Here is a 21,006-nt window from a genome sequence, read left to right on the forward strand (position 1 = left end):
ATTCACAATCAAAGAAGTTTTCAATAATTTAACAAAACAGAGGCATATTGGTTTCTGTTTTGTTATTACCATTTCTTAAAATATTATTTATGAAAAAACTATTCACAATTATTTTTGCCTCGTTGATGCTTATGGCGTGTCAAACGAAAGAAGACAAAGTTCAGGATTTTGTCAAAATGTACAACAATTCTTCGTCGATGATGATTAATCAGATGATCAGATCTACAAAAGCGAGCTCTACAAATGCTGATCAGGTCAATATTGATGTTAATACCAACTATCAAAGCAGCGATCTGGAAAGTGAATTGGTCAGCAAATCTCTTCCTGAATTGATTGCTCAGGCGATCAAAAGTGAAAAATCAGGAAAAGAACTTTTTGAGAGCGGAGTAAAATTTAATCTGAAAGTATACAGCGCAGATTCAAAATTGATCATCGATAAAATGATCGACAAAAATAATGTCAACCAATCTGTAGATTTTAAATCGATCGCAGAAGGCGATAAGCCAAACAGTAATGAGCTTAATCAGATTCTGGAAGCATTCAACAAAAATCTTCCGATGGTTGATCAAACTACAGGAACAAAAATCATGAGCATCAAAGCTGATGAAAACAACAACTTAATTTACACAAATGAAGTTCCGGACAGCTACATTCCGATGCTAAATGCAGAAGGTGCAGACAAATTGATGAAAGACGAAATGATCAAGACTCCGCAGATTCAACAGATTTTCAAGCAGACTGCTGTTTTAGGTGTCAATAATTTAAAATATGTTTACACCGATTCTAAAGGGAAAGTCATCAAAGAAATTGTGATTACCGAAAGCGATTTGAAATAATATCATTTCTTTTTCTTAAAAATAAAAATCAACTCCGGAAATTAAATTTTTCGGAGTTTTTCATGCACTATCTTTAAAAAATTGATCCCGGAAAAACTTTCCTGAAAGAAGAAATATCAGTAATTTTGACCGACAAATTTGTTATGAAAAGAGTTCTTATTGTTCTGTTTCTGTGGGCGTTCGTTTTTGGTTTTTCACAATCAAAGCTTACAGTAATTAATGAAGCTAAAGGAACACCTATTGCGAACGCAGCAATTTCCTGCAACGACAAAATTCTAGGAAAGACAGATGAGAACGGATTTTTAGAATTTAAATCCAAATGCAAAAGTATTCAGATTTCTGCTGAAAATTATTTCAAAGAAAGTGCTTTGGTTGAAAATGAAATGACCGTCACACTTATTAACACTTCATCCAAAACACAGTCCATCGAAACCGTTATTCTTGAAGATAAAAGTGATCCTAAAGCTCTAGAAATATTGAGAAAAGTTGATCAGCTTTTTAAAAATAATTCTCCGAAGAGTTTAGATTCCTATACTTATAAATCTTACGAAAAAATATCTTTAGACATTGATCAAGACAGTATTTCTGCTTTTAATGAAGTTTTTAACAACAATTTTAATCTCTTTAAAAAGCAGAAAACGAAAGATTCAATGAATGATGTTTCGGCAAGAAGAATTTTTTCTAAAAGCAAATTATTTCTTTGGGAAAGAGCTCAGGAATTTCTGTATTCTAAAAAACTCGGCGAAAAAGTCAATATTCTCGACAACCGTATTTCCGGACTGAAACAACCAATCTACGAACTGATTGCTTTGCAGGGAAACCGGGATAAAATTCCGAGTCAGATCAAGACCGAAAATCGTGGTTTGTACAGATTTTACCTCACCGACTCAATTGAAATTGATGGCAGACAAAATTTTGTGATCCGATTTCGTGAAGCGAGTTACAAAAAATCAGTTAAGAGGAGAAAATTCAGTGGGTATCTTTATATCGATACCGAAACATATGGTATTAAAAAAATCGAAAGCATCAGCAAAGATAAAAACGAAGGAAACATTACAAGTACCTGGATTTTATTTAATAACAAATGGTTTCTGGCTGAAGAAAGCGTAAAATTGAGAATGAGCCGAATGAAAATGAATAATCCCGAAAAATCCGATGAAGACGAAGAAAGCCACTCAAAAAAACACAAAAAAAGTTTCGGAACTTATGCGTATCTGAGTTCAAAATACTTTGACTACGAATCGCCAACCGAAGAAAATCCTAAAGATTTTAAGGGGTACACTTTCACAGTAAAAAATGCCGACGGAAAAACTTTACAAAAATACCGGACCGAGCCTTTATCCGAAAGAGAAAAAAACACCTATTTCGTTATTGATAGTTTAGGAAAAAAATATAACGTCGACCGTAAAGCGAGAATTTTGACCGGCTTGATCAACGGACAAGTAAGAGTTGGAAGTTTTGATTTCGATATTGGAGAAGTCGTTAATTACAACTTATATGAAGGTTTCAGATTCGGTTTGAAAGCAAAACTGAATGAAAATTTTAATCCTTATTTTTCACCGGATTATTATTTTGCATATGGTTTGGCTGACGAAAAATTTAAATATGGAATCGGTCTTGACATCAAAACCACACTTGATAAAAACTCTTTTTTCAGGATTGAATATTACGATGATGTCAATTCTTCCGGCGAGTTTTACCGCAGACTCTGGACTTTCAGAATGCGAATGATGAATTACGGAAACAATATCAACAATGATAAATATTACCGTTATGAAGGTGCTTCTGTATCTTATCTAAATGATGTTACCAACGGTTTGACATTGGCTTTTGCCGCACGAAGAAATACGGAAGAGGCAAAATTTGATTATCATTTCAGAAACAGCGGGGCAACCTTCGAAAATTTCAACACATTGGTAACGCTGAAATATTCTCCGAACTCTACAAACATCATGACTCCACAGGGAAAATCGCTGATCGATCAGAAATATCCCGAATTGTATTTTAATTTTGAACAAAGTTTCAAAGCTTTGGGCGGAGATTTTAATTACACCCGTTTTGATGCCTTATATGTACAGAATTTCAAAACAAGATTAGGAACAACCGGAGTGAGATTATACGGCGGATTGGTTCTCGGTGAAGCACCGATCTGGAAGCATTTTACAATGAACGGTTTAGCATCGCCGAGTCGGGATATTAATTTTAACTTGACTTCCTATTTAGGATTTGCAACTTTGGAAGGCGGAAAATTTTATAATGATAAATTTGTTGCATATTATTTTACTCACAAACTTCCGTGGTATTTTAAAAGTATCGGGCAAAATGTTTCGAGTTTCGATTTTGTTTTAAGAGGAACCATTGGTGATATGAAACATCCGGAATATCATGATTTCAGATTCAGAAAATTAAATCATTTGTATCAGGAAGTTGGATTGGAATGGAATAATTTCCTTTCGTCTTATTTCAATTTAGGTATTTTTTACAGAATCGGATATTATACAACATACAGTTTTAAACAGAATTTTGCCTTTCAGTTTAAACTCAAATTATTAGAGTTCTAAAAATTCCCCTCCTTTGGAGGGGTGGCGAAAATTCGAAAGAATTTTTGACGGGGTGGTTAAAGAAGCAGTAATTAATAAAAAATTAAATCAATGAAAAAAATAGAAATACAAGCAGAACAGTTTTTTGAATTATTAAGATTAAAAGATACCTCGATGTGGGCAATCTTCTCTCAAATGATTGATGGTGAAGAAAAAGAAATGATTTTTCTGGACAACGAAAACAAAATTCTCTTTAATTATATTTTACCCGACAGTCAGGAAAAACTGGAAGAAGACAGAATAAAATTCTCTAAAGAATTTGCAGAAAAACAAGCTCATCTTAACTGATAAATAAATTATATTAAGAATTTTTAACATCTGCGGCACTTTATTTGCCATAGCTGATTTGATTTACATGATTTTTAATTCCTGAAATAGGAAAATGTAAAAATCAACAATCGATCAAATTTAATTGTTAGAAATTCTTTATGAATAAAATTTATATCCTGCTGTTGTCTTTCGGGTGCATCAGCATTTTTTCACAGTCGAAAATTATTGTTAAAAATTCTGCTGATCAGGCTGCAATTCCTAATGCAACCATTTTTTGCAATGATAAAGCCATAGGAAAAACCGATGCTTCAGGGATTCTCAGCTTCAGAACAAAATGTAAAAAGGTAGAAGTTTCAGCAAAAGGGTTTTATGAAGATGATGTGGTTGTAGACAAGGTGATGGAAGTCTTTTTGAGCAAAGCCGATCCTAAGACCCAAAATATACAAACCGTAATTCTGGAGGACAAAAGTGATCCGAGAGCTTTAGAAATTCTTAGAAAGATCAATGATAATTACAAACAGAATTCACCGCTAAGCTTGGATTCCTATTCATTTAAATCTTACGAAAAAATTTCATTGGATTTTGATGAAGATAGCATCAAAGCTTACAATGCCTATATCGCAAACCGAATAGATTCCCTGAAAAAACTTCCGCAGCAACCGATGAAAGCTCAGGAAAGAAAAGATTCTTTGGAATCTGTCAATCTGATGAAACTGGTCGGTAAAAGTAAAATGTTTCTGTGGGAACGGGCTTCACAAAGTTTATATTCAAAAAAATACGGTGAGAAAACCAATATCCTTGATAATAAAATTGCAGGTTTAAAAGAACCTATCTACGAACTGATGGCTTTCCGGTCTAACAGAAATGTGATTCCGAAAGAAATCAAAGAAGAAAACAGAAATCTTTACCGCTTTTTTCTGACCGACTCAATAGAAATTGACGGAAGACAAAATTATGTAATACGTTTTCGCCAGGTTGGCTACAAAGAAGCTGAGAACAGCAGAAAATTCAACGGATATATTTATGTAGATAAAGAAAGCTATGCTTTGAAAAAAATAGAAAGCAACAGCAAAATCAGAAGTGAAGGCAGTATTACAAGCATCTGGAAGCCCATTGAAAACAAATGGTTTCTGGTAAAAGAAAACTACAAACTGAAAATGGGTTCTACCTCTTTCGATAGTGACGATAAATCTGATAAAAACAAAACTAAAGAAGAAAAAGAAGCAGAAAAAAACACCAGAAAGAAATTTGGAAGCTACGCATTTGCCACCGCTGATTATTTCGATTTTAAAACGCCCATCAAAGAAAAACCACAGTATTTTAAAGGCTATACGATTGATGTGAAAAATTCTGACGGAAAGCTGATTGATCAATATCGTACAGAAAATCTGACCAACCGTGAAGTAACAACCTACACAAAAATCGACAGTCTGAGCAGCAAATATAAGCTCGACCAAAAAGCAAAAGCTTTAACCGGTTTACTGAAAGGGAAAATCAGAGTAGGAATCGTAGATTTTGATTTGGCGAGATTGATTGGTTATAATAAATACGAGCATTTCCGTTTCGGAGCGGGAGCAAAATTGAACGAAAAATTCAATAAATACATTTCGCCTGATGCTTATTTTGCTTACGGAATTTACGATAAAGACTTTAAATACGGAGCAGGAGTTGACATTCGTACTACTTTAAATAAAAATTCGTTTTTCCGTGTTGAATATTTCAATGACGTGATGGCTGCAGGTCGTTTCTCAGAAAATTTATGGAACTTCAGAATGAAAATCATGAACTCAGGAGTTGCTCTGAATAATGGAGTTTTCTTTGGTCATGAAGGCTTTAAAGTAAGTTACGAAAATGACATCACGAATGGTTTGACCATCAATGTTGCGGCAAAAAAAACGCAGGAAGAATCTAAATTTGCTTACAACTACCGAGGTTTAGGAAATCAATTTGATATAGCATCATCAACAATTACTTTAAAATATTCTCCTAATTCAAAAAACATCATGACGCCAACCGGAAAATATACATACGAGCAAAATCTTCCGGAACTATATTTTAATTACGAACAAGGATTTAAAACTTTAGACGGAGATTTTAATTTCAGCAGATTTGATGCACTTTTCGTTCATAATTTTAAAACAAAATTAGGAGTTACCGGGATCAGAGCTTACGGTGGAATCATCACAGGTGAAGCACCGATCTGGAAAAACTTCACAATGAATGGCTTAGGAAACGGACATGGCGGACTCAATTTCAACCTGACTTCCTATTTAGGTTTCGCAACAATGGAAGGCGGAAAATATTACAACGATAAATTTGTTGGTGCCTATCTGACACACAGACTTCCTTGGTATTTCAAAAGTTTCGGCAAAAACGTTTCAAGTTTTGACTTTATTTACAGAGGAACAATTGGTGATTTAAAAAACAAGGAATTCCACCAGTTTGAATTTGAAAAATTGGATCATTTGTATAACGAATTAGGTCTGGAATGGAATAATTTCCTTTCGTCACAATTCAATCTAGGATTCTTTTACAGAGTCGGATATTACAACAGTCCAAAATTCAAAGATAATTTTGCCATTCAGTTTAAACTGAAATTATTAGGATTTTAGAATAGACTTAAATAAAGAGGGAAGTTTAATAAATTTTGTCACTTTATAAGAAATCTACACAGTCTTTGTCATTCCGGAGGAATCTCTACTAAGTTTTTTTTAGACAGTTTAGATTCCTCCGGAATGACAAACTTAATGTAGGATTGACAGTTAAAATATATCGGCTAAAAACAATTGTCAATAATTATTTTAAAAAATCATCAATCGTTTTCCTGGCTTCAGCCACATCATGCACACGTAGAATTTTCGCTCCTTGCTTTAAAACTTTCATGTGAAGTTTTTGCGTTTCTTCATTAATTTCTAAAGCAGATTTCCCCAAAGGTTTATAAATGAAAGATTTCCTCGAAATCCCGATCAGTAAAGGAAAATTTCCAAAATCAAAAAACTCTACCTCATCAATCATTTTCATCTGATCTTCCACTGTTTTTCCAAATCCAAAACCCGGATCAAGAATAATATCTTTGATACCTTTTTTTAATAATTCATCTGTTTTTTTAGAAAAGTACTGATTGACAGACAAAGTTATATCGGCAAAAGAAGTTTTTTCATGCATTGTTTTGTAAGAAGGATTAATGTGCATCAAAATATAAGGAAGTTTTGTCTCAGCAACAGCATCAAACATATCGTCATCAAACTGTCCGCCTGAAATATCATTTACGATGTCAATTCCTTCATTAAAACCAAATTTCACCGTTTCAGCATAAAAAGTATCTAAAGAAATTAAAGTTTCAGGAAATTCTTTTTTTACTGATGAAATGATGTTTCCAATTCTCCTGATTTCTTCATCACCATCCAAAAATTCCGCATTCGGTCGTGTAGATTGAGGACCAATATCAATGATCGATGCGCCATCATTGATTAGTTTTTCAGCATGTTCAAGCGCAGATTTTTCATTGTTAAATTTGCCACCATCCGAAAAAGAATCCGGTGTCAGATTTAAAATTCCCATAATTTTCGGGACAGATAAATCCACTAATTGACCATTACAATTGATTGAATGAAAAGATTTCAGCGTTTGAGAATTTGACAGCATGGCTTTTTAAGATCGTGAATTTTTAGTTTTATCTGTTATGATATTCACAATGCAAAAATAATCATTAATCAATATGCTCTAAAAAAAATAATCAAAATCAAAAAAAACTCAGTACTCCGGTACTTAATCTCAACAACTCTCCCACTTTCAAACTCAAAAACTCTATACCTAATTCCTGCTACCTAAAACCTAATTCGTATATTTGGGCTATTAAGAGAATTTATGCTAAAAACTTCAATACAGTTCGAGAGAGTTATCAATGAGTGCCGTGATCTTTTCAGTAAAAAATTACAGGATTATGGTGCTGCATGGAGAGTTTTGCGCCCGAGCTCGATCACCGACCAGATTTACATTAAAATCAACAGAATTCGTACATTACAGATGACTGATGTAAAAATGATTGATGAAAGTGAGGAAGGAGAATTCATCGCTGTGGTCAATTACTCAATCATAGGATTGATTCAGTTGGAGAAAGGTTTTTCGAATGATTTTAACGAAAATAAAGAAGAAATTTTAAGCCTTTACGACAAATATGCTCAGGAAGCCAAAGCTTTAATGGAAAGAAAAAACCACGATTACGGCGAGGCCTGGAGAGATATGAGAATTTCATCGATTACTGATCTTATTTACCAGAAAGTTTTAAGAACCAAACAAATAGAAGACAATCAAGGCGTTACCATCGTATCGGAAGGTCTGGATGCCAATTATTTTGACATGCTGAACTATGCGGTTTTCTGCCTGATCAAGTTCTCTGAAAAAGAAAACAATGTAGAACATCAAATTATTTAATATGATCAAAGGTTTATTACGTTTCATCGTTGCCGTCATTTTCATCCTTTCAGGATTTGTAAAAGCGGTAGATTTAGTAGGATTTTCATTTAAAATGGAGGAATATTTTGAACCTTCTGTTTTCAATATGCCCTTTTTGGTAAAATTTGCTTTGGTCTTCTCAATCATCGTTGTGGTTTTGGAACTGTTACTTGGTTTTATGCTTTTGCTTAAATTAAAACTGAAATTCACCCTTTCAGCTTTGATTGCGCTTTGTATTTTCTTTGGATTTCTAACTTTTTACTCAGCGTATTTCAACGTAGTGACAGATTGCGGATGTTTCGGTGATGCAATTAAATTTACACCATGGGAAAGCTTTGTGAAAGACATTGTTCTTTTGGTTGGGCTTTTAATCCTCGTTTTATTGTATCGAAAAGAGTTTAAAAAAGATGAATTTGATCAGACAAAATCAAATAATAAATTCAAATCTATCGCTTTAGGACTTTTCTCCGGAATCATGATTTTCATTATGGCTCAGGGAATTATGAATGAACCAATAATTGATTTCCGTGATTATAAAATAGGAACCGATCTGGTTGCCGAAAAAGGTAAAATTGCAAAAAACCCTTCTGAGTATAAAACGTATTACTCTCTGAAAAACTCAAAAACAGGAGAAGTTTTAAAAGTCAATCAGGATGATTATATCAACCAGACAAAATATTGGGAAGATGGCTCACCGTGGAAGATTGAAGAAGGTAAAAATGAATCGGTTTTAGTAAAACAAGGATACAAATCTGAAATCACCAAATTTAAAATTGAAGATCCTACAGGAATTGACCTTACGGATGAAATCATCAACGCACCGAAAGCTGTTCTTGTTTTTTCTTATCATCCGAAAGACGTTTCAAAAGATCTTCTTCAGAAAGTAGAAGCTAAAGCAAATACTGACAAAACTGCAATTGTTTACGGAATTTCAACAATGCCGGATACTTTTAAAACCATCAAAAATGCAATGATGGATGGTACTGCCATCAAAACAATTGCGAGAAGCAATCCTTTTGTTTTAATTTTAGAAAAAGGAAAAATAGTTGACAAACAACCTGCTAAAAATTATATTGACTAGTCAATACTGAATTGTCAATTTCAGAACTTTAAATAAAAATTTTAATATATATCAATGCAAAAATCAAATAAATCAATTGCAGGTTATCATTTACTAATGATTCTTTCGTCTGTGGACGGTGAATTTGCTCCGGAAGAAGGAATGTTGGTTCAGCAGTATTTGGCTGACGAATTTCCTTTTAAAATCAATTTAGATAACGAGTTGGAAACCATCGCATTGCTTCAGCCTGAAGAATGGAAAGATCATTTTGAATTTCACGGACGTTGTTTCTTAGAAGATTCTACTGAAGAAGAACGTTTAAACTTTACCCAGTTTGCAAAATCTCTGATCAAAGCTGATGATGTGGTGACTGATGAGGAACATACTTTCTATGTGCTTTTGAAAAATCTTTGGAATATTAATTAATTGAGAAATTAGAAACGAGAAGTTAGATGTTAGTTTAAAACTTACTGTGATTCTAACTTCCAGTATCTAATCTCTAACTTCTAAAATAAAAAAACTATGAGAAGAAAAATAGTTGCAGGAAACTGGAAAATGAACAAAAACGTAATTGAAGCACAGCAGTTGATGATTCAATTATTAGGTTATAAAAATGAAAATAAAACCAACTGTGAAGTATGGATCGCTCCGCCATCTTTGTATTTAATGATGGCAAAAGACATTTTTGAGAAAGACGAAATCGGAGTTTTCTCACAGGATATGAGTGAATTTGAAAGTGGTGCTTACACAGGAGAACTTTCTGCAGATATGCTGGAATCAATTAATGTAAACGGTTCTTTGATCGGTCATTCCGAAAGAAGACAATATCACGGTGAGAACGACGAAAGCTGTAACAAGAAAGTAAAACTGGCTTTAGATAAAGGCTTAATTCCTGTATACTGTAACGGTGAAACTCTTGAACAAAGAAAAGCAGGTCAACATTTAGACGTTGTGAAAACCCAGACCGAAACTGCGCTTTTCACTCTTTCTGCGGATGAAATCAAGAGAGTAGTAATTGCTTACGAACCAGTTTGGGCAATCGGGACTGGTGAAACGGCTAGTCCGGAACAGGCACAGCAAATTCATGCTCACATCAGAGGAATTATCGCTGAGAAATACGGACAGGAAGTTGCTGACGAAGTGTCTATTCTTTACGGAGGTTCTGTAAAACCTGACAACGCTAAAGAAATTTTCTCTCAACCGGATATTGATGGTGGATTAATTGGCGGGGCTGCTTTGAAAGTTGAAGATTTTTCTAAAATTATTGAGGGGTTTAATTAAAAGCCATTTTAAATAGGTTGACTTAACTAAATAAGATTTTTAGTATATAAATCAATTCTATTAAATTTTATAAAAAACAAAAGCGGCGGCATCTAAGATGCCGCCGCTTTTTGCAAAAACCTAATTATTGAATATCGACTATATACATAGTTCCTTTATCCTGCTTCCCTGTTTTAGGAAGGATTTTCGTTTTTGGATTTCCGTTTCCATCGTCTGTAACTCCAAAATCATCATCATTAAAAACGGCCAGTTTATTATTTCCTAAATAGACAATTCCTTCAAATTTATCGTGTTCGTATCCTATTTTAGTAACCAAATCTACCGCCAACGTTTTTGTAACGGGCATTAATCCCGCTGTACTCAACTCGGCCCATGTAGATTGTTCAAGAGTTTTTCCGTTGATTTTCATTCCGTCAACAGCAGTGAGATCCGTTCCTGAAACATCAGAAGCACCTGAAAGATTGATCCTATACACTTTTTTAAGTCCGCCAACCGAACCGAAACTTCCATCTCTTTCAATCACTAAAAATTCTGTGTTGCTGATTGGAGTAATTTCGCAAACAGAATCTGAAGCTCCACCGTCTTGTTTGTATAAATATTGCTTAGTCTGCCCTGTTGCCACATCAAAAGTTACAATTCTCGTTAAGGTAGTATTTGTTGCCAAAGCTTTTGTAGGAACATACATTGTAGACTGTATTGCTCCAACCAGCATTTTTCCGTCCGGTGTCATACACATTCCTTCCATTCCTCTGTTGGGTCTTCGCTTTGCAAAAACGGCAGGAAGTTTTCTTGTACCTGTATTTACACCGATTGGGCTTATTCTTTCTAATTCTACACCTTCTGCACTGTAATGTACAATGTGAGGACCATATTCATCAGAAACCCAGAAAGTTCCATCTGCGGCAGCTACAATACTTTCGCTATCAAGACCATAATTGTCTGTTCCCAATACACTTCCGTCTGCAGCATAAGCAATTTCACCAGTACTTCCCATTCCTACAGGATTCGGAAGACCAGTAATCAGCTGTCCGGAAGGGTTTTTAAGTTTGATATATTTTATGACTTCAATATTTCCTTCAGCATTGATTTTGAAATGCATGATCGTTGGTGTAAAATTCGGTACAAGAATTTTGATTCCATTAGAGTAGGCTACATTGGGACCACGGTCGGTAATTACATAAAATTCACCTTTCTGAGTAGGATGCGCCGTTGCTCCTGAACCAAAACCACCATTAATAATATTCACTCCATTTAAGGTCATTAATGTTGAGAAAGGGAATTCCTGAGGAAGTTTTGAGTAATTGATGTCTTGATTAGTTACATTATCATCATTATTACATGCTGTCAAAGAAATGAAAGCAATAATAGTTAACAGGATTTTTTTCATAAATACTTTTATAGGTGCGAAAGTAGATATTGATTATAAACTCATCTTGAACAGAATAATAATTGTGTTTTAAATAATTTTATAGATGTTAAAAGTAATATTTGCTCACAAAAAAACGCACCAAATAAATTGATGCGTATGTTAATTATTTTTTTAAGAAAAATTATTTTTCCTTTTTAGATCTCTGTAAAACCTCATCCACCATTCCAAATTCTTTCGCTTCGGTAGAAGTCATCCAGTAATCTCTGTCAGATGCTTTTTCTACCCATTCGTAAGTTTGTCCCGAATGTTCAGAAATGATGTCGTATAATTCTTTTTTCAATTTCAACATCTCTCTCAGGTTGATTTCCATATCAGAAGCAACACCTTGCGCACCACCGGAAGGCTGGTGAATCATTACTCTTGAATGTTTCAACGCAGAACGTTTTCCTTTTTCACCTGCAACCAATAATACAGCTCCCATCGAAGCGGCAATACCTGTACAGATTGTAGCAACATCCGGCTTAATAATCTGCATGGTGTCATAAATTCCCAAACCTGCATAAACACTTCCACCCGGAGAGTTGATATAGATCTGAATATCTTTTGAAGGATCAGCACTTTCTAAGAATAAAAGCTGAGCCGTTACGATGTTAGCAACCTGATCGTCAATTCCTGTTCCCAGGAAAATGATTCTATCCATCATCAAACGAGAAAAAACGTCCATCTGAGCAACGTTCATTCTTCTTTCTTCCATGATGTAAGGGGTAAGGTTTGTAGGACCATACATTCCCATATACTGATCGGTTACCAAACCGTTGTTTCCTAAATGTTTTACAGAGAAATCTCTGAATTCTTTTTTAATGTCCATATTTCTATTGGTATATTTTTAAAATTAATTAAGATGTAATTTACAACTTTTATTCCTAAAATTTTATAGGACTTTTTGGCAGTTTAGGTGGTGGGTCTTAGCTTTAAGTTTGCAGATTTTTATTTTAAAATAATTTTAAACTCTTCAACTGAATTCTGACAACTAATTCCGTCTACCTTTTCACATAAATTCCTTTAATAGGAGAATATCCTAAAATTTCCGAAAGCTGCATGGAAGCCTGTTTCAGTAAGGTTATTTTTTTGATAGATTCAAAATATTTAGATTCGTTATCTTTATTTAATTCCAGGCTTTCAGTAGTTTCTTTAATTAAATAATCAATGTATCTGAATTTGTGAATTAAAATATCTCCTTCTACCTGACTGTTGATCTTGTCACCATAATTAGGCGGAAAAATATTTCTGGAAGCCCAGTTTTCAAGATCATTTAAAGGCATAATGGCATCAACTACTTTTGAAGTAATATTTTCGTCCATAAAACTGACAAAAAAATCGCCCTTTCTTAACTCATCATTCTGAATACCCTCTTTGATGCTGTCGATTAAGATTTTATTCAGTTCAACCTGAAATTCATAGTTTTCTTCCTCAAAATGATGAAGGATTTCCTCGATGACGGTAATTTCATATCTCTCGTTCTCTTGGTTTTCTCTGTGAAGAACAACGTCCCCGAAATTCAGCATCAAATTCACAAGATTGTTTTCCTGATTCAACAAATCAAACATAATAGGATCAACTTGTTGCACGCTTTCAGGAACTATTTCCAGTTTGGGCTGAATATTTTCTTTAGGTTGACTTTTCGGTGCCTGATTTTGAGTGATCTGCTTCTGAATATCCAGTTCATTAAATAAACTCTGCTCAGAAAGCCCGAATTTATTAGAAACTTCTTTTAAATAAACCTCCCTTTTAAGCGCATTCTGCACAAAACCGACAGATTTCACGATATTTCTGATTGCTTCTGCCTTTTTTATCGGGTCATTTCCTGCTTCCTTTAAAAGAATTTCAGCTTTAAAATCAATAAAATCCATCGCTTCATTTTCGATGAATTTTTCCACATATTCCTGAGGATGTTTTCTGGCAAAAGAATCGGGATCGTCGCCTTCCGGGAAAAGTAATACCCGGATGTTCATCCCTTCCGTCAGCAACATATCGATGCTTCGGAAACTTGCTTTAATTCCGGCATTATCACCATCAAAAAGAATCGTAACGTTTTCTGTCAGTCTTTTGATAAGCTTAATTTGCTCGGTCGTAAGAGAAGTTCCGGAGCTCGCCACTACATTTTCAATCCCTGAAAGATGAAGAGAAATCACATCCATATAACCTTCCACCAAAAGACAAATGTTTTTTCTCGAAATCGCCTGTTTACTTTGGTTTAAACCATACAAAACATTTGATTTGTGATAGATTTCAGTTTCAGGTGAATTGAGATATTTGGCAGTTTTGATATTATTTTTAAGAATTCTCGCTCCAAAACCCAAAACTCTTCCCGAAAAGCTGTGAATCGGAAACATCACCCTTTCACGAAAACGGTCGATACCTGCAGGAGAATTTTCAGGAAAAATTGACAGTCCTGATTTTTCTAATATTTCTTTGGAATATCCTTTATTTAAAGCAAATTCTGTAAACGCATTTTTCTTTTCCGGAGAATATCCCAACTGAAATTTTTTGATGATATCATCTTTCAATTCACGTTCACGGAAGTACGACAAACCAATCGATCTGCCTTCTTCATTTTCCCATAAAATATTTTGGAAATATTCGTTGGCGATTTCATGAATTTTATAAAGAATATCTCTTTCAGACTGCGCATTTTTTGCTTCTTCGGAAAATTCACGCTGGTCTTCTTCAATTTCAATTCCGTATTTTTTTGCGGCGTGGCGAAGCGCTTCAGGATAAGTGAAATTTTCAATTTCCATTAAAAAAGAAATTGCAGTTCCCCCTTTTCCAGTCGAGAAATCTTTCCAAATCTGCTTGCTTGGAGAAACCACAAAACTTGGCGATTTTTCATCATGAAACGGGCTCAGACCTTTAAAGTTTGATCCCGCTCTTTTCAACTGCACATATTCGCCAACAATCTCCTCTACCCGGATTGTGGAAAATATTTTATCTATCGTCTGCTTGGAAATCATCTTACAAAAGTAAGGAAAATTGAAGTTTCAGAATTTAATTAATTGGAGTTTATTGTTATATTTAAAATGTAATATTATTACTTTTGCATCAAATTACATTCATGCAATTTAATATCAAACAGATAGAAAACTGGCAAAACGTTGTAGAAGAAATCCTTCCGCAACTACAGCATCCGATTCTCTTATTAAAAGGAAATTTAGGTGCCGGAAAAACTACTTTCACTCAGTTTTTACTTAAAAATTTAGAAAGTACAGATGAAGTCAATTCTCCGACTTATTCAATTGTAAATGAATACAGTACACCAAAAGGAAAAGTCTATCATTTTGACCTTTACCGCCTGAAAAATATCGATGAAGTATATGACATCGGAATTGAAGAATATCTTGACAATGCCTATTTATGCATCATTGAGTGGCCCGAAGTTTATGAAGAAGAATTGTACGGATTGAAGTACCACACGATGAGCATTCACAATAACGGCGAAAGCAGAGAAATCAGTTTCGAGTAAATATTATGTATCTTTGTTCGAAGAAATCGATTGAATTTTTAATTTTCTGTAAGTCATAATTGAATTTAAAATGAGTAGCACAAATATTTTTACTCCTTTTTCCGAGGAAGAATTAATGCCAAAGGAGGAAAAGTTGGAAGTTATCAAAAAAGGCAAGCAATTCAGTATAGGAGTTCCCAAAGAAACCTGTCTCAATGAAAGACGTACTTGTATAACACCCGACGCAGTGCAGGTTTTGGTACAGCACGGTCATGAGATTATTGTAGAATCCGGTGCTGGACAAGGTTCTTTTTTTACCGATCTTCAGTACTCAGAGTCGGGAGCGATTATCACCAAAGATCCTAAAGAGGCATTTAGTCAGGATTTGATTTTAAAGGTCAATCCTCCGACGGATGAAGAAATTGATTATTTTAAGCCTAATACCTATTTAGTTTCTGCATTACAGATTAATCTTAGAGATAAAGATTATTTCTTAAAATTAGCGGAGAAAAAAATCAATGCCATTGCCTTCGAATTTATCGTTGACGAATACAAACAATTGGCTTTAGTACGATTAGTCGGAGAAATTGCAGGAACGGTTTCCATTTTATATGCCTCAGAATTATTAGCCTTATCAAATGGATTAATGCTCGGCGGAATTACCGGAGTAAGACCTACCGAAGTTGTCATTTTAGGCGCAGGAATCGTTGGCGAATTTGCCACAAAAGCTGCAATTGGTTTGGGAGCAAGCGTAAAAGTTTTTGATAATTCGCTTTCTAAGTTGAGGAGACTTCATACTTTGGTTGACAGCAGAGTTCCAACTTCAATTATCGACCCTAAAGAGCTTAGCAAAAGCCTAAGACGTGCCGATGTTGTCATCGGAGCACTTCCCAGATTAAATATGCAGCCGATTGTAACCGAAGAAATGGTTTGCAAAATGAAAAAAGGCAGCGTCATTATCGACATCGCTATCGATAACGGTAAAGTGATCGAAACATCAGAACTGACCACGATGGATGACCCTTACATCATTAAACACGGCGTTATTCACTGCGGTCTTCCCAATCTGACCTCAAAAATGCCAAGAACAACTACCAAAGCAATCTCAAACTTTTTCCTTTCTTATATATTAAACTATGATGTAGAAGGTGGTTTTGAAAATATGCTGATCCGCAAAAACGAAATGAAACAAAGTCTGTATATGTACAAAGGCAGACACACCAAAAAGGTAATCTGTGACCGTTTCGGACTTACTTATCATGATATCAATCTTTTAATTTTCTAATGAAAAAAATCAAATTCTTTCTAATCGGTCTTGTTCCCGGACTTATTATTGTATTTTTTGTTCTTAATAAAAAAGGTGTAAGCTGCAGTGGATATTTACCAAACAGTCGCGTAATCGCCGAAACCCTTTCTAAAGATTTTAAGTATTCTGAAAATTTCAAAGCTGAAATGGCTGCTTTACAAATCAATGAAAAATTTGTAAAAGACAGCATCATCACTGCCGGAAAAGTAGATTTCGACAGAAGTCATGCTCAGAAAAAACCTTGCCCGGATTATCTGATTTTTTACCCTGAAAAAAATCCTCGTTATGAAGTTACTTTTGAAAAATGTGCTGAAGAAGCTCAACTATTAAGTTTGAAAAAAATAAAATAAAACGACTGCGATGGACGGTAATTACTACATGATTCACGATTATCTGATTTTCGTCGGAGTTTTTGCCATCTTCTTTTTTCTTACGGTCAGTATTTATTTATTCAGTCAGAATCAGAGTTTCAGAAAGAAAAACAACAAACTTTCGGAAACTAATAAACTGATTGAACAACGATTAAACGAAGTTCAGTTGGAACATATCGGAACCAAACTGAATCCCCATCTTTTTAAAAACATTTTAAATTCTGTACAGTCTCATGCTTATCAGACCTATATGTCATTGGACAAGCTCGCCAATGTTCTGGATTATATTTTATACGAAAGCAACAAAAAATTTGTAAGTCCGAAAGAAGAATTCAGTTTTGCTTTAAGCCTGATCGAAATCAATAAAATCAAGATCAATCCGCTTTTTGATTTCAGAATTAAATCTAAAATTGATAAGTCTGATGCAGTTTACGAAGAAAAAGTTTTTGCACCGTTGATTTCTGTAGATCTTATCGAAAATGCCTTTAAACACACAGATTTTCTCGCTCAGGATTCTTTCATTTCGATTCAGCTTGAACTGGAAAACAGAGTTTTCACGATGAAAGTCAGCAACAAAGCATCCCTGAAAAATGTTTTGGAAAAAGAAAAAAGCGGATTCGGAAGTCAGTCTTTGGATCAGCGTTTAAAAATGATCTACAATAACTTCTACGATCTCAACAGAAGTTCAAAAAATGGTATCTTCACAGCAGAATTAAAAATAAACCTCGGTGAGTTCTACGATAAAGTGCGTTATATTAGATGATGAAATTCTGGCAATCAGTTATCTCAAACTTCTGTGTGAGCAAATAGAAAACGTAGAAGTCATCAAAGCTTTTAATGATCCTAAAATTTTCCTGAACGAGATCAACGATCTTGATTGTACAGTCTGCATTTTAGACATCGAAATGCCCGGAATAAATGGTATTCAGGTAGCAGAACGCATTTCAGATTCAAAGAAAGTCATCTTCACAACGGCTTACAAAGAATATGCTGCAGAAGCTTTCGATTTGAATGTAGTCGATTATGTGCGTAAACCTATCAAAAAAGAAAGACTGATTCAGGCGTTTGAAAAAGTAAAGGAAATCAACGCCAATTCGCAGAAAAAAAACTTCATCGAGTGGAATACCAATATCGGTAAAACCATTATTTTTACAGATCAAATCGCCTATATTAAAACTTCTGAAATCGATAGCCGAGACAAAGAAATCACCCTTAAAGACAATTCAACGATTGTTTTAAAGAATCTCAACTTCAGATCACTTTTAGAAATGCTACCTTCGAAAGATTTTGCTCAGGTCAACAAAAAAGAGATTATTTCAATCTCGGCAATCAAAGTTTTTTCAACTAGCGAAATTGTTACAAATATTAAAGTAAATCATGAGAATTTTCTTAAACTTCACATCGGTGAAACGTATAGAAGTTCTTTATTAGAAGTGTTTGGAAACAGATAATCTGTTTTATTACATTTTTCAGAAGATTCATTACATTTAAAAATAATCAATGCTGTAGATCGTTTTATTCTTTTCAAATTTGTAGACAAAAAAGGGGAATATGAATTGGGCTAAATACAGAAATATCATCTTTTACATCGTGACCATCGCAGTTTTTTCTTGTCTGATGTATTGGTTTATGATTCAGGGACAAACACTTGAAGTTGGCGAAAACATCGTTGTAAAAACACATAACGGTTCTACATGGGAAAATTTCGTTGAATCTTTTCAGACCAATCTTCATCATCCTTTGGCTCTTTTACTGGCACAGATTGTTACCATTATAATGGCAGCAAGATTCTTGGGCTGGATCTGCATTAAAATTAAACAACCAAGCGTAATCGGTGAAATGATTGCCGGGATTATTCTCGGACCTTCACTTTTAGGAATGTATTTCCCTGAATTTTCCGCATTTCTTTTTCCTAAAGAATCATTGGGAAATTTGCAGTTTTTAAGCCAAATCGGATTGATTCTATTCATGTACATCGTCGGAATGGAGCTTGATTTGAGTGTTTTAAGAAAAAAAGCGCACGATGCGGTTGTCATAAGTCATGCAAGTATCATTATTCCTTTTGCATTGGGAATCGGACTTTCCTATTTCATCTATCGTGAATTTGCTCCAGATGGAGTTCAGTTTACGTCATTCGCTTTATTTATTGCCATTGCGATGAGTATCACAGCATTCCCTGTGTTGGCGAGAATTGTTCAGGAGAGGAATCTTCAGAAAACAAAATTAGGAACAATTGTCATAACCTGTGCAGCAGCGGATGATATTACGGCTTGGTGTATTTTGGCAGCCGTGATTGCGATTGTAAAAGCGGGTTCTTTTGCCAGTTCGATTTACGTGATTTTAATGGCGATTGGTTATGTATTTTTAATGATTAAAATTGTAAGACCTTTCCTGAAAAGAATCGGAGATCTTCAGGCAGAAAAAAACACCATCAACAAACCGATGGTTGCTATATTTTTTCTGACGTTGATTTTATCAGCATACGCAACAGAAGTGATCGGAATTCATGCTTTGTTCGGAGCATTTATGGCGGGAGCAATTATGCCTGAAAACGCGAAATTCAGATCATTGTTTATTGACAAAGTAGAAGACGTTGCTCTTGTACTTTTATTACCACTTTTCTTTGTATTTACCGGACTTCGTACACAAATAGGTTTGTTGAATGAAGGTCATTTGTGGGTAACTGCAGGTGCTATTATTTTGGTTGCTGTAGTAGGAAAATTTGCAGGAAGTGCTTTAACAGCAAAATTTCTCGGAATCAACTGGAAAGAAAGTTTAACAATTGGTGCTTTGATGAATACACGAGGTTTAATGGAACTCATTGTTTTAAATATCGGTTACGACCTTGGAGTTTTAAGCCCGAAAATATTTGCAATGATGGTCATTATGGCGCTATTCACAACATTCATGACCGGGCCGGCCTTAGACTTAATTAATTATATTTTTAAATCTAAGAAAAATGAAGATATTGCAAATGATGAGAACGATTCAAAATATCGTGTTTTGCTCTCTTTTGATAATCCAGAATCCGGAAGTACTCTTCTGAAACTCGCCAACGATTTCACGTATAAAATGAATGGCAATAAGAGCATTACTGCAATGAATATCGCTCCTGTTGACGAAATGCACACTTACGAAATCAACGAATATGAAAATGATCAATTCAAAAACGTTATTGAAACTTCTAATGATCTACAGATAGAAGTAACTACGCTTTTCAAAGCTTCAACAGACATTGAAAGCGATCTTACAAGCATTTCAAACAAAGGAAATTACGATTTACTTTTAATTATGCTTGGAAAATCAATGTACGAAGGAAGTTTGTTGGGAAGACTTTTAGGATTCACCACAAAAATTATCAATCCTGAAAAGTTATTGAATACCGTAAAAGGTAAAAGCTATATTTTCAACAATTCTCCGTTTGACGATTTTACCTTACAGATTTTAGATAAAACGAATATTCCTGTTGGAGTTTTAGTGGAGAAAGGATTTACTTCCGCCGAAAAAGTGTTTGTTCCGATCTTTAATCTAAGTGATTTTTACCTGCTTGAATATGCGAAAAGACTGATCAATAATAACAATTCTCAAATCATTATTTTGGATGTTGCAGGACAAATTCGTAATAATATTGAGGTCAAAGAACTCATCAGAAGTATCGAACAGGTTGCACCAAATCACATTACATTATACAACGAAAAGAAAATTGAAAAGGAATTCCTAAATGGTCAGGATCTAATGTTGATCAGCAAAAAAAGCTGGCGAGGTCTGATCGATTCAAAAAGTCTTTGGCTTTCGGATATTCCTTCGACATTGATAATCTCTAACCCTTAGTTGGTCAATTATGAATTTTGTTTTACAAGTCAATTATTCTTCGAAAATGAATTTCATCATTGTATTTTAAAATTGACTATTCGTTTACAAAACAAAATTCATCATTCAATTTTAATAAAATTAAAAAA

Annotated in this window: 18 protein-coding genes; 14 read left to right on the forward strand and 4 right to left on the reverse strand. The window is 34.4% G+C overall.

What is annotated here, in order from left to right:
* Window positions 1–89 precede the first annotated feature (89 nt).
* The 4 genes from K0R77_RS03275 to K0R77_RS03290 all read left to right on the forward strand — a co-directional run bounded on the left by K0R77_RS03275 (window position 90) and on the right by K0R77_RS03290 (window position 6,318).
* Window positions 90–836: a hypothetical protein gene (locus K0R77_RS03275; RefSeq protein ID WP_300347639.1), complete on the forward strand. Its 747-nt coding sequence runs from the start codon at window positions 90–92 to the stop codon at window positions 834–836.
* A gap of 143 nt (window positions 837–979) precedes the next feature.
* On the forward strand, window positions 980–3,397 hold the full coding sequence (locus K0R77_RS03280; protein ID WP_300347644.1) for a hypothetical protein: 2,418 nt from the start codon (window positions 980–982) through the stop codon (window positions 3,395–3,397).
* 90 nt (window positions 3,398–3,487) lie between these two features.
* Entirely contained in the window at window positions 3,488–3,724 is a 237-nt protein-coding gene (locus tag K0R77_RS03285; protein WP_300347649.1) for a hypothetical protein, read from the forward strand.
* Window positions 3,725–3,864: 140 nt separating this feature from the next.
* Window positions 3,865–6,318, forward strand: a complete 2,454-nt coding sequence (locus K0R77_RS03290; RefSeq protein WP_300347654.1) for a DUF5686 family protein — start codon at window positions 3,865–3,867, stop codon at window positions 6,316–6,318.
* A gap of 184 nt (window positions 6,319–6,502) precedes the next feature.
* Here the strand turns inward: K0R77_RS03290 and folP are convergent, their stop codons facing one another.
* The gene (gene folP / locus K0R77_RS03295; protein ID WP_300347661.1) at window positions 6,503–7,267 is read right to left on the reverse strand and encodes a dihydropteroate synthase; all 765 of its coding nucleotides are present in this window, start codon (window positions 7,265–7,267) and stop codon (window positions 6,503–6,505) included.
* 306 nt (window positions 7,268–7,573) lie between these two features.
* Between folP and K0R77_RS03300 the strand changes: the two genes are divergently transcribed.
* From K0R77_RS03300 to tpiA, 4 genes are all read left to right on the forward strand, one after another.
* The gene (locus K0R77_RS03300; RefSeq protein ID WP_300347664.1) at window positions 7,574–8,140 is read left to right on the forward strand and encodes a DUF1599 domain-containing protein; all 567 of its coding nucleotides are present in this window, start codon (window positions 7,574–7,576) and stop codon (window positions 8,138–8,140) included.
* A gap of 1 nt (window position 8,141) precedes the next feature.
* Window positions 8,142–9,242: a BT_3928 family protein gene (locus K0R77_RS03305; RefSeq protein WP_300347666.1), complete on the forward strand. Its 1,101-nt coding sequence runs from the start codon at window positions 8,142–8,144 to the stop codon at window positions 9,240–9,242.
* 54 nt (window positions 9,243–9,296) lie between these two features.
* The gene (locus K0R77_RS03310; protein WP_300347668.1) at window positions 9,297–9,647 is read left to right on the forward strand and encodes a TerB family tellurite resistance protein; all 351 of its coding nucleotides are present in this window, start codon (window positions 9,297–9,299) and stop codon (window positions 9,645–9,647) included.
* Between the two features lie 96 nt (window positions 9,648–9,743).
* Window positions 9,744–10,502: a triose-phosphate isomerase gene (gene tpiA, locus K0R77_RS03315; RefSeq protein ID WP_300347673.1), complete on the forward strand. Its 759-nt coding sequence runs from the start codon at window positions 9,744–9,746 to the stop codon at window positions 10,500–10,502.
* Between the two features lie 124 nt (window positions 10,503–10,626).
* Here tpiA and K0R77_RS03320 read toward each other — a convergent pair whose 3' ends face one another.
* From K0R77_RS03320 to dnaG, 3 genes are all read right to left on the reverse strand, one after another.
* The gene (locus K0R77_RS03320; RefSeq protein WP_300347679.1) at window positions 10,627–11,889 is read right to left on the reverse strand and encodes an esterase-like activity of phytase family protein; all 1,263 of its coding nucleotides are present in this window, start codon (window positions 11,887–11,889) and stop codon (window positions 10,627–10,629) included.
* A 163-nt stretch (window positions 11,890–12,052) separates the two neighbouring features.
* Window positions 12,053–12,739, reverse strand: coding sequence for an ATP-dependent Clp endopeptidase proteolytic subunit ClpP (clpP, locus tag K0R77_RS03325; RefSeq protein WP_300347686.1), 687 nt, complete (start codon window positions 12,737–12,739; stop codon window positions 12,053–12,055).
* Window positions 12,740–12,911: 172 nt separating this feature from the next.
* On the reverse strand, window positions 12,912–14,882 hold the full coding sequence (dnaG, locus tag K0R77_RS03330; protein ID WP_300347692.1) for a DNA primase: 1,971 nt from the start codon (window positions 14,880–14,882) through the stop codon (window positions 12,912–12,914).
* Between the two features lie 101 nt (window positions 14,883–14,983).
* Here dnaG and tsaE point away from each other — a divergent pair, with 101 nt between their 5' ends.
* The 6 genes from tsaE (at window position 14,984) to K0R77_RS03360 (ending at window position 20,878) form a co-directional block, all read left to right on the forward strand.
* Window positions 14,984–15,391 carry a tRNA (adenosine(37)-N6)-threonylcarbamoyltransferase complex ATPase subunit type 1 TsaE gene (gene tsaE, locus K0R77_RS03335; RefSeq protein ID WP_300347705.1) on the forward strand — a complete coding sequence of 136 codons (408 nt, stop codon included), beginning with the start codon at window positions 14,984–14,986 and terminating at the stop codon, window positions 15,389–15,391.
* 70 nt (window positions 15,392–15,461) lie between these two features.
* Window positions 15,462–16,655 carry an alanine dehydrogenase gene (locus K0R77_RS03340; protein ID WP_300347714.1) on the forward strand — a complete coding sequence of 398 codons (1,194 nt, stop codon included), beginning with the start codon at window positions 15,462–15,464 and terminating at the stop codon, window positions 16,653–16,655.
* The gene (locus tag K0R77_RS03345) at window positions 16,655–17,026 is read left to right on the forward strand and encodes a hypothetical protein (RefSeq protein ID WP_300347722.1); all 372 of its coding nucleotides are present in this window, start codon (window positions 16,655–16,657) and stop codon (window positions 17,024–17,026) included. The genes K0R77_RS03340 and K0R77_RS03345 overlap by 1 nt, the downstream gene beginning before the upstream one ends.
* 10 nt (window positions 17,027–17,036) lie before the next feature.
* Entirely contained in the window at window positions 17,037–17,810 is a 774-nt protein-coding gene (locus K0R77_RS03350; protein ID WP_300347727.1) for a histidine kinase, read from the forward strand.
* The gene (locus K0R77_RS03355) at window positions 17,776–18,498 is read left to right on the forward strand and encodes a LytTR family DNA-binding domain-containing protein (RefSeq protein ID WP_300347732.1); all 723 of its coding nucleotides are present in this window, start codon (window positions 17,776–17,778) and stop codon (window positions 18,496–18,498) included. Before K0R77_RS03350 ends, K0R77_RS03355 begins: the two co-directional genes overlap by 35 nt.
* Window positions 18,499–18,598: 100 nt before the next feature.
* Window positions 18,599–20,878, forward strand: a complete 2,280-nt coding sequence (locus K0R77_RS03360) for a cation:proton antiporter (RefSeq protein WP_300347744.1) — start codon at window positions 18,599–18,601, stop codon at window positions 20,876–20,878.
* Window positions 20,879–21,006 lie beyond the last annotated feature (128 nt).

The organism is Chryseobacterium sp., assembly GCF_029240215.1.
In the GTDB taxonomy this organism is placed as follows: Bacteria; Bacteroidota; Bacteroidia; order Flavobacteriales; family Weeksellaceae; genus Chryseobacterium.

Excerpts from the sequence above, each read along its gene's own strand:
- K0R77_RS03275 (WP_300347639.1), top strand. The coding sequence starts at position 90 with ATGAAAAAACTATTCACAATTATTTTTGCCTCGTTGATGCTTATGGCG.
- K0R77_RS03280 (WP_300347644.1), top strand. The coding sequence starts at position 980 with ATGAAAAGAGTTCTTATTGTTCTGTTTCTGTGGGCGTTCGTTTTTGGT.
- K0R77_RS03285 (WP_300347649.1), top strand. The coding sequence starts at position 3,488 with ATGAAAAAAATAGAAATACAAGCAGAACAGTTTTTTGAATTATTAAGA.
- K0R77_RS03290 (WP_300347654.1), top strand. The coding sequence starts at position 3,865 with ATGAATAAAATTTATATCCTGCTGTTGTCTTTCGGGTGCATCAGCATT.
- folP (WP_300347661.1), bottom strand. The coding sequence starts at position 7,267 with ATGGGAATTTTAAATCTGACACCGGATTCTTTTTCGGATGGTGGCAAA.
- K0R77_RS03300 (WP_300347664.1), top strand. The coding sequence starts at position 7,574 with ATGCTAAAAACTTCAATACAGTTCGAGAGAGTTATCAATGAGTGCCGT.
- K0R77_RS03305 (WP_300347666.1), top strand. The coding sequence starts at position 8,142 with ATGATCAAAGGTTTATTACGTTTCATCGTTGCCGTCATTTTCATCCTT.
- K0R77_RS03310 (WP_300347668.1), top strand. The coding sequence starts at position 9,297 with ATGCAAAAATCAAATAAATCAATTGCAGGTTATCATTTACTAATGATT.
- tpiA (WP_300347673.1), top strand. The coding sequence starts at position 9,744 with ATGAGAAGAAAAATAGTTGCAGGAAACTGGAAAATGAACAAAAACGTA.
- K0R77_RS03320 (WP_300347679.1), bottom strand. The coding sequence starts at position 11,889 with ATGAAAAAAATCCTGTTAACTATTATTGCTTTCATTTCTTTGACAGCA.
- clpP (WP_300347686.1), bottom strand. The coding sequence starts at position 12,739 with ATGGACATTAAAAAAGAATTCAGAGATTTCTCTGTAAAACATTTAGGA.
- dnaG (WP_300347692.1), bottom strand. The coding sequence starts at position 14,882 with ATGATTTCCAAGCAGACGATAGATAAAATATTTTCCACAATCCGGGTA.
- tsaE (WP_300347705.1), top strand. The coding sequence starts at position 14,984 with ATGCAATTTAATATCAAACAGATAGAAAACTGGCAAAACGTTGTAGAA.
- K0R77_RS03340 (WP_300347714.1), top strand. The coding sequence starts at position 15,462 with ATGAGTAGCACAAATATTTTTACTCCTTTTTCCGAGGAAGAATTAATG.
- K0R77_RS03345 (WP_300347722.1), top strand. The coding sequence starts at position 16,655 with ATGAAAAAAATCAAATTCTTTCTAATCGGTCTTGTTCCCGGACTTATT.
- K0R77_RS03350 (WP_300347727.1), top strand. The coding sequence starts at position 17,037 with ATGGACGGTAATTACTACATGATTCACGATTATCTGATTTTCGTCGGA.
- K0R77_RS03360 (WP_300347744.1), top strand. The coding sequence starts at position 18,599 with ATGAATTGGGCTAAATACAGAAATATCATCTTTTACATCGTGACCATC.